A 4,821-nucleotide genomic window follows, 5' to 3' on the forward strand; every position below is an offset into this window, starting at 1 on the left:
TCACCTGATTCAGCCCGACCCACCTGTCCGCTCCGGGCTGCGGCACCTACGTCCACTTCCCCCCCCCCCCCCCCCCCCCCCCCCTCCACACCCCCCCCCCCCCCCCCCCCCCCCCCCCCCCCCCCCTTCTTCTCCCCCCCCCCCCCCCCCCCCCCACAGCGGTGTTTCCGATGCCCTTTCCGGGCCTGCCAGAGGAGTGAAATGGCACTGAGCCGACGCCAGCGACGATCGGCGTTCCGGGGTGCACAGTACGTCCTGCTGCTCGTGATCGTCGTGGTCTTCGCGTTCCTGGCCAACTGGGGTCAGATCGGGCGGGCGTTCTTCGACCTGGACGTCGCCGCGCAGCAGTTCCCCGACGTCATCACGGTCGCGCTCAAGAACACCATCATCTTCACCGCGCTCGGGTTCGCGCTGGGCCTGGGGCTCGGGCTCGTGCTCGCGCTGATGCGGCTGTCCTCGGTGGGGCCGTACCGGTGGTTCGCGCGCGGGTACATCGAGTTCTTCCGTGGGCTGCCCGCGCTGCTGATCTTCCTCGCGGTGGGGGTCGGCGTCCCGATCGCGTTCCCGGACACGCACCTGCCGCGCAACGTCTCCATCATGATCGCGCTCGGCATCGTGTCCTCGGCCTACATGGCGGAGACGATCCGGGCCGGCATCCAGGCGGTGCCGCGCGGGCAGGTCGAGGCCGCCCGGTCGCTGGGCATGTCGCCCACCCGGTCGATGATCACGATCGTCATCCCCCAGGCCTTCCGGATCGTGCTGCCGCCGCTGGCCAACGAGCTGATCATGCTGACGAAGGACTCGTCGCTGGCGTTCCTGCTCGGCACGACGCCGGCGCAGCAGGAGCTCGCGCAGTTCAGCCGCCAGGCCCTGCTGGAGGCGAAGGGGCTCACCCCGATCGTCGTCGCGGGCCTCTGTTATCTCGTCATCACCATCCCGCTGTCGATCCTGCAGCAGCGGCTGGAGAAGAAATACGGCGCCGGGGTGTCCGGCGGAGGTGCCACATGACCGACGTCATCGTCGAAATTTCCGGTTTGCACAAGGCGTTCGGCCCGCTGGAGGTGCTGAAGGGCATCGACCTGCAGGTCGAGCGCGGCCAGGTCGTCTGCATCATCGGGCCGTCCGGGTCGGGCAAGTCGACGCTGCTGCGCTGCGTGAACCTCCTGGAGGAGCCGCAGCAGGGCAAGATCGTGGTCAACGGCAACGAGATCACCGACGAGGACGTCGACATCGACGGCGCCCGGCGCAAGATCGGCATGGTCTTCCAGGGCTTCAACCTCTTCGCGCACCTGACCGTGCTGGACAACCTCACCGTCGCGCAGCGGAAGGTCCTCAAGCGCGGCAAGGAGGAGTCCGTCCGGATCGCCCGGGAGAACCTGGAGAAGGTCGGCCTGAGCGAGAAGGAGACGTCGTTGCCGGGGCAGCTTTCCGGCGGTCAGCAGCAGCGCGTCGCGATCGCGCGGGCGCTGTCGATGAACCCGGACGTGATGCTGTTCGACGAGCCGACGTCCGCGCTGGACCCGGAGCTCGTCGGCGACGTGCTCGCGGTCATGCGGCAGCTGGCCGAAGAGGGCATGACGATGCTGGTCGTCACGCACGAGATGCAGTTCGCCCGCGAGGTCGCCGACAGCGTGCTGTTCATGGACGGCGGCGTGGTCGTCGAGCAGGGCCCGCCCGGCCAGGTGATCGGCGACCCGCAGCACGACCGCACGAAGTCGTTCCTCAACCGGGTCCTCAACCCGACGCAGAGCCTCGACGGTGAATGACGCTGCTGCCGGCTCCGCGTCGGCAGCCCGTGCTTGATCGCCCGGCACGTCCGTGTGGACGTGCCGGGCGATCAAATCGGCGGCTATTCCGCCGCGGTCGTTCTAGTGGTGCGTGTTGTCATACGTGAAGATCCACTTGTCGTTGCCTGTTTCCAGTTGGAAGCAGCCCTGGACAATGGTGTAGTACCGCTGGTATTCCTGCTGCGTCCGGTGGCACGAGTCGTACCAGTCGAACGGGCCGGCGACGACGACCTCATTGGTGCTCGCGGCATCGGCGAACGCCGCCGTTCCGCCGAAAAGGAACGTGCCGCTGGTCGCCAAAGCCGCCGTGACCAGCGCTCCGCGCGCGATTGTGCGCATTTCTCCACCCCTCTGGAAAAGGAAACGGCTCCTCGGGTGCTCATGCGGAGTGGCTGATCACCATGACCGGCACCGGTGCAATACACACACTGGTCAATGGTTGCCAATTAGCCCCTCCCCCCGGGGATATTGTGAATCGATCACATCACGGATGATCGGCAGCGGCAATAGGCCAGGCCGGTGATCATCCGGTGTTATAGTCGGTGCGGGCAATGGGGTGGGGGAGACGATGACGACCGAAAACGCGCTGCCACCCCTCGACCCGTTCGCGGGCATCCCCGACCGCCGCTACGAGGTCAAGGCGTCCGACCTGCTGAAACCCGGCAACGGCGGCCTGCTGCGCTGGCGGCGTCAGGCCACCAACGCGCCGATCGTCTACGTCGAGGACGCCTACATCACCGGCACGCTCGACCTGCGCGCCGCGGACCTGAAGTACCTGTTCCGGTTCGAGCGCTGCCGGTTCGAGCAGCCGCCGGACGTGCGTGAGGCGAACCTGCTCGGCCTGGTCTTCCGCAAGTGCTGGCTGCCCGGGCTCAAGGCCCGCAACCTGCGCAGCCGCAACGACGTCCGGCTGATCCGCTGCGTCGTGCAGGTCGACGGCGCCGACCGCGAGATCGAGGAAACCACCGTGCAGCGCGGCGACGACCGCGAACGCGGGATGCCGAACGCCGCGGTCAACCTCACCGACGCCGTGATCGAGGGGTCGATGGTGCTCACCCGCACCGTCATCTCGCACCCGCACGGCAAGGCGATCCAGGCCGACCGGCTCGTCCTGACCGGCGCGCTGCTGGCCTACCGGATGGTCGCGAACGGCGAAGTCCGGCTCCCGGGCCTGCGCACCGGCGGTAACGTCAACTTCTCCGGCGCCACCCTGAACAACCCGGACGGCTTCGCGCTCAACGGCAACGGCCTGCACATCGGCGGCAGCCTGCTCTGCGAAGTCGACAACTACGGGCCGGCCAGCCAGCGCAAACGCTTCTCCGCGACCGGGATCATGTACCTGCCGAGCGCCACGGTGGACAGCGACATCGTGCTGCGCGAAGCGAAGCTGACGGTGTCGCAGCACGGGCCGATCGCCGTCGACGCGTGGAAGTCCAACGACCCGTACCTCGACCCGCGGCCCGCGCTGGTCGTCGACCGGCTGCGCGTCGACGGCAACCTGGAGCTGTCCGACGGCCTGCAGGCGCTCGGCACGCTGCGCATGGTCAACGCCCGGATCGGTGGCTCGCTGCGGCTGGCCGGCGCCGAGATCACCGTGGTGCGCGGCAAGTCGCAGCCGTACTACGACCGCGCGCTGCACCTCGACGGCACCGAGATCGGCGGGGACATCGAGGCGACGAGCCTGCGGGTGCCCGCCGGGCAGCTGCGCCTGGCCGACGTCACCGTCGGGGGCAACTTCCTGGCCTGGAACTCGATGTTCCGCCACCCCGGCCGGGACGTCTTCTCCGCGCGCCGGTCGAAGATCGCGGGCAACTTCCAGCTCACCGACGCCACGATCCACGGCACGCTGCGGCTGCAGGGTGTCGAGGTCGGCGGCAGCATCAACCTGGCAGGCACCCGGCTCACCGACCCCGGCCGCCGCGCCACCAGCAGTTTCTCCCTCGACGTCCGGACCGGCCGGATCGGCCGTGATCTCACGCTGCGTGACAACAATAGCCGTCCGTTCGTCGCCGAGGGCGGGGTCAACCTCGACGGCGCCCAGGTCGCGCGGCGCGTCGACCTGCGGGGATCGCAGCTCGGCTCGCTGCCGCCGTTCGCGGTGGCGCTGGACGCGGGGGACGTCGCCGCGGACGAGTTCACGCTGACCCCGAGCGTGCCCCCGGCCGGAAGGGTCGTCCTGCGGCGGGCGCACTGCGGCACGCTGAACGACAACGAGGCGTTCTGGGCCGCGTCCGAAGGCATCGAGCTGGAGGACTTCCGCTACGACGCGCTCGGCAAGGGCATCCCGCTCGCCGACGACAAGGCGCTCGACCACCGCATCGAGCTGCTGCGCAAGGCGATGCGCGGTTACCGGCCGGGCCCGTACGACCAGCTCGCGCACATGCTGCGCGCGGCCGGGAACGAAGAGCACGCGTCGACGGTGGCGCTGCGCAAGCAGCAGTTCCGCTACGAGGCGCTGGCCCAGGGCTTCAAGTTCTTCGGTCCGGGTGTGCGGACGTGGAGCTGGCTGCAGCGCTCGATGGTCGGCTACGGCTACCGCCCGGTGCGGGCGCTCGGCTGGCTGTTCACGCTGCTGGTGCTGGGCAGCCTGTGGTTCGGCCTGGGCACCGACGACTGCGTCAACTGGACAAACTCGAACCCCGCGCACCAGGTCATCGCGAACGGCCGGCGGTGCGTGGTGAACCAGCAGGACACGGGCCTGCAGTGGAACCCGGTGATCTACACGGCCGACCTGCTGGTGCCGATCGTCGACTTCGGCAACAAGTCGCGCTGGTACATGCACGGCACGGACAACTGGGTGGCCGCGGGCTTCACGGCGTCCGGCTGGATCCTGGCGACCACGGTCGCGGCCGGCGTGAGCCGCATGCTGCGTCGAGAATACTGATCTCTGGGCGTTTATCGGGCTGTCTAGTGTCTGACCAAGATTTACTGAGAAGCGGCTAGGCGCTGTCCTGTAAGTCATCGGAGCCAAAGAACGATCGCTGCGATGGTGAGTTCGGCCTGGTAGTAAGCAGCGCGTTTGGCGTAGCGGGTG

At 68.6% G+C, this 4,821-nt stretch carries 4 protein-coding genes; 3 read left to right on the forward strand and 1 reads right to left on the reverse strand.

Going from position 1 to position 4,821, the window contains the following annotated elements:
• Positions 1-201 precede the first annotated feature (201 nt).
• Together ACZ63J_RS16615 and ACZ63J_RS16620 are read left to right on the forward strand one after the other, a co-directional pair.
• Positions 202-1,008, forward strand: a complete 807-nt coding sequence (locus ACZ63J_RS16615) for an amino acid ABC transporter permease (protein ID WP_465333464.1) — start codon at positions 202-204, stop codon at positions 1,006-1,008.
• Positions 1,005-1,766, forward strand: coding sequence for an amino acid ABC transporter ATP-binding protein (locus ACZ63J_RS16620; RefSeq protein WP_465306789.1), 762 nt, complete (start codon positions 1,005-1,007; stop codon positions 1,764-1,766). The genes ACZ63J_RS16615 and ACZ63J_RS16620 overlap by 4 nt, the downstream gene beginning before the upstream one ends.
• A 102-nt stretch (positions 1,767-1,868) precedes the next feature.
• On the opposite strand, the gene ACZ63J_RS16625 is transcribed toward ACZ63J_RS16620, so the two are convergent.
• Positions 1,869-2,126: a hypothetical protein gene (locus ACZ63J_RS16625; RefSeq protein WP_465333465.1), complete on the reverse strand. Its 258-nt coding sequence runs from the start codon at positions 2,124-2,126 to the stop codon at positions 1,869-1,871.
• 229 nt (positions 2,127-2,355) lie between these two features.
• Here ACZ63J_RS16625 and ACZ63J_RS16630 point away from each other — a divergent pair, with 229 nt between their 5' ends.
• Positions 2,356-4,671, forward strand: coding sequence for an oxidoreductase (locus ACZ63J_RS16630; RefSeq protein WP_465408981.1), 2,316 nt, complete (start codon positions 2,356-2,358; stop codon positions 4,669-4,671).
• Positions 4,672-4,821: the final 150 nt, after the last annotated feature.

The sequence above is a fragment of the Amycolatopsis sp. NPDC104863 genome, assembly GCF_055582965.1.

Excerpts from the sequence above, each read along its gene's own strand:
- ACZ63J_RS16620 (WP_465306789.1), top strand. The coding sequence starts at position 1,005 with ATGACCGACGTCATCGTCGAAATTTCCGGTTTGCACAAGGCGTTCGGC.
- ACZ63J_RS16625 (WP_465333465.1), bottom strand. The coding sequence starts at position 2,126 with ATGCGCACAATCGCGCGCGGAGCGCTGGTCACGGCGGCTTTGGCGACC.
- ACZ63J_RS16615 (WP_465333464.1), top strand. The coding sequence starts at position 202 with ATGGCACTGAGCCGACGCCAGCGACGATCGGCGTTCCGGGGTGCACAG.
- ACZ63J_RS16630 (WP_465408981.1), top strand. The coding sequence starts at position 2,356 with ATGACGACCGAAAACGCGCTGCCACCCCTCGACCCGTTCGCGGGCATC.